Annotated in this window: 3 protein-coding genes; 1 reads left to right on the top strand and 2 read right to left on the bottom strand. The window is 46.1% G+C overall.

From position 1 onward, the window contains the following. The coding region (locus tag VIP81_RS30175) for an NAD-dependent epimerase/dehydratase family protein (RefSeq protein ID WP_331970647.1) at positions 1 to 934 on the bottom strand (934 nt) is incomplete at its 3' end. 56 nt (positions 935 to 990) lie between these two features. Continuing rightward, the gene (locus tag VIP81_RS30170) at positions 991 to 2,241 is read right to left on the bottom strand and encodes a YdcF family protein (protein WP_331970644.1); all 1,251 of its coding nucleotides are present in this window, start codon (positions 2,239 to 2,241) and stop codon (positions 991 to 993) included. 363 nt (positions 2,242 to 2,604) lie between these two features. On the opposite strand from VIP81_RS30170, the gene VIP81_RS30165 reads away from it, so the two are divergent. Beyond that, positions 2,605 to 3,839 (top strand): sensor histidine kinase (locus tag VIP81_RS30165; RefSeq protein ID WP_331970641.1); only part of this gene is annotated, 1,235 nt, incomplete at its 3' end.

Here is a 3,839-nt window from a genome sequence, read left to right as displayed (position 1 = left end):
CCAGTGTTAAACGGATACCTTCTTCATAGGAAGTTGGTTTCACGTTAAAGTGTTTTTCAAATTTAGAAGAGTCCAGTATGTATGGATAATTGCTCTGGTATAGCATTTCCTTCATTTCCCTGATGGTACCGTCGAACCATCCGGAGAGCGTTAGCATAAAGCTACCCAGTTTCATGTATTTGGGTTTTACGCCCATTTGGGTGGCAATCATGTTTACATAACCTTTTCCATCGGGTGCAGGATTGGCGGTAGGTAAATGCCAGACCTGATTCCAGGATGTTTCGTCCTGCGACAGCAGGTATAATCCTTTGGCGGCATCCGGCGTGAAGGTATAGCTATGTGTCTGATCATCTTTGCCCAGCCACATGGCGGTGCTGTTTTTCTTAAATTTATCGATGACAAGGATGTTGAGGAAACCGGTTTTATCGGCACGGGGACCGTAAAAATCTGCCGCCCGCGCTATGGTAGCAGTCAATTTCCCTGCCTTTACTTCATCCATCAGTTGGGTGGCAATGGCGGCGCGGATAACCCCTTTTTTACTGGAAGGATGATAAGGGGTATCTTCTTTCATGGGACCGTTTACTAACCCGTAAGGATATACGTTATCGAAGAATATTAACCTGGCGCCAGCTTCTTTGCAGGCATTGATCACGTTGGTCATGATCTTTGGCCAGGCGTCGCCCCATACTTTGTGATCATATTTTAAACCTGCGGTCAGGAAAACAACGTGACTCCCCTGCACGGCATTTTTTGTTTGTTCGGAATTGGTGATGTCGGCGGGTACCAGGTCGGTAATGCCGGCCACCGATTTGGGTGTGCGGCTAACGAGGCGAACGCGCTTGTTATGCTTCACCAGCTCAGCGGCGAGTTCATTGGCGATGATACCTCCTGCTCCGAGGATCGTATACAAGGGCTGGATAGATAAATCAGACATAATTAAGTGTTGTAAGGTTTATAAGGAAGACGAATATCTGAACAAAATATTGTGTATCATGGATCCAATGGGTCAAAAGGATTGACTTGCAGGGAACGGAGGTCTGGTAAGAACGACAAATAATAAAGATCTGTTTGTACGATGTCTGCCGCAGGCATATAACCCAACTCGGTCATACAGCGTTGTTTAAACAAGGGGCTGCTTACATATACCAGGTGCATGGCATCCGATACGCACAACATCCGTTTATTGACCGGGATACCGCTTCTCCAGGCGATGCGTATGGCATTACGTATATTGGTGGTGGTATGCCGCGCATAGGGATCAACCATCACAGCGGCAGCCGGTATTTTCAGTTCGTTGACCAGGTACTTTTTCATTTCCACGGCTTCGGAATAGGGTGTGCCTACTGGTCGTACGTGACCACCGGACACTATAATAAAAGGTGCCAGTCCTTTCTGGTATAAACCGGCGCCGATGCGGCAACGGCTTTTCCCGGTTTCGCTGAGTACTTCTTTGGCCACCGGGCTGGCTCCCAGGATCAGCATGGCGGGATAAGGATATTTGCGCCAGTCTGTTTTCTTTATTTGCCCATAGGCGTCGCCGTTAGTGGCCGACATTGGCTCATAGCGAACCGCCTCTTCCCGGTGGCTGAGGGTGAGTAATCCAAGTGCAAACTGCAGCGATGGCTGAAAAAACAAGTCTGCCTGCCTGTCCTTCTCCCCTGCCTGCTCCAGCAAATGCCGTACGCCGGCTTTATAATCCGGTGACTGTACATAAAAAAGGGAAGAATCAATGACCGGATACCGCAGGCCTTTGCCATTCGTATAGGCATTGATGATATAGTTCACCCCCTGGGCGGCATCTTTCCAGGCAGCGGTAAGTAAGTCCCGGTCACTTTCGCGGGCATATAGCTCAAACAGGCCACTGCCACGCATTTCACGCAACAGGCGAACGAAGGGCGCCGGGTTTTGCTGCAACAGCCGGGTAAGGGCATTACTTACCTGTTGAATATTCGCATCTGAAAACAACAAAGCGGCGGCATTTTCTCCACTGCTCACGGGATGGGATATACGCTGTTTATACTGATTCCGCAACACTGTCATACTGCTATCTTTCGCCAACAGCAAAGGCAGTCCTGGCAATCGTTCCAGCAGGGTAAACAGGTAAAAGTTGCGATCCTGTAATACCCCGGGGCCTGCTACAAATTTATAATGCGGATCCGGATAAAGGGATTGGCTATACGAAAATGGTAGTAGTACAAACAATAACAGGCAGGTAGTAAAACAGTTTTTCAGGTAGCGCATTGAGGAAAAATATTATAACGCAACAATAATACAAAAATCTGCATTGACCTTTCCCTGTAAAAAAGATATTATAAATATTATCAATTAGTACCTGATATGAATCTTTTAATAGATAAAAAAATATAATGTATTAAATAAACAAATACATATAGAATTCAGTGGAATATATATACCCATATTTATTGTTTTACATTGATTATCTATTAGTTACGCCGGATAAAATCCTTATTTTCGTGACCAGTCCGGCAGGACTGCAAGCCAACATCCATTCATACTCTAACGATGTATAAAATCCAGGAAAAAAAGACTTTTGTACGCTATGCTGTGTTAACGATTATGGTTTTGGTGCTCATGACATTTTTTATGATCATCTTTTTACGGAAACGGGAATCCCAGCAGTTAGGCATTGTTGTTAAAAACCTTGTTGCCACCAAAACAGATGCCGGTCATATTGATCAGGCGGTACAGTTATTATATGCAGCGGACAACAATTTTCGTATCTATACGCTCACTTATGACCGGAATTATTTGAATACCTATGTTAGTCAGCTGAGCAGCATTACCGCGCACCTCGACAGTGCGGTGGCATCCAGACAAGGTGAAAAGCATATGGAAGCATTGCTGGCAGATAAGGCCAGGAAATCGCAGTTATTTTTACAAACACGACTATACGTAGATTCCCTATTACAGTTGTCGCAGGTATGGGACACCAGTACCACGCCTCTGCCGCTGCAGCAGTTAGGCAGCATAAAATTAACAAAGTCCCCAAGGCTGGCAGATACCGTGATCACTACCGAAACGGCCCATACCAAAGGTAAAAAGAAGTTGTTTGGCCGGATCAAAGATGCCATCAGCAACAAACCCAGTATGCAACAAACCAGCAGGCAGGTGAAGATTGTACAGTATGATACAAATACCAATGGTAAAGCGTTTACGCGGGAGCAGTTGCAGAAAATACAGGAGGCCTACAGCAAATTTATAAAGGATGCTACTACCAGTCATAATAACCTGAAACAGAAAGAATACGCGCTGGTAGTGGCCAATGAACGATTGTTTACAGAGCTGCTGCACCTCATGGCCGACCTGAAACAAAATATGTTAGCCGAAACGGATAAGCGGCGGTTGCAACTGGGGCAGGATATTGATCAATCGCTTTACAAGCTCGACAAACACAATTACTGGGAAATCCCGTTGATACTGCTGATGGCCGGTATTATTATATATGGCATTATCCGGTTGTATCGTTATGACCTGGCGTTGTTGCGCGCCAAACAGCAGGCGGAAAAATTTGCACAGCAGAAAAGTGATTTCGCGGCCACCATCAGCCATGAAATCCGCACACCGGTGCAGTCTATACTCGGTTATACCGCCCTGCTGGAGCAGGGGAAAACACCGGAAACGGTATCGGCTATACGACATTCGGCCGATATGCTGTTGCAGGTAGTGAATAACGTGCTTGACTATACGCGCATGGAAACGGCGGCGCCTACACTCAAACTGGAAAAATTTGCTCCACGTACCGCCATTGAAGAAGTTTGTAATACGCTGTCGGTGCAGGCAGAAATGAAGTCACTCCCGCTGCAAGTGAATATCTATTT

Source organism: Chitinophaga sp. (assembly GCF_036566945.1).
In the GTDB taxonomy this organism is placed as follows: Bacteria; Bacteroidota; Bacteroidia; order Chitinophagales; family Chitinophagaceae; genus Chitinophaga.
This window is presented reverse-complemented; position numbering and strand designations above follow the sequence as displayed.

Coding starts and splice junctions, on each gene's coding strand:
- VIP81_RS30170 (WP_331970644.1), bottom strand. CDS start 2,241: ATGCGCTACCTGAAAAACTGTTTTACTACCTGCCTGTTATTGTTTGTA.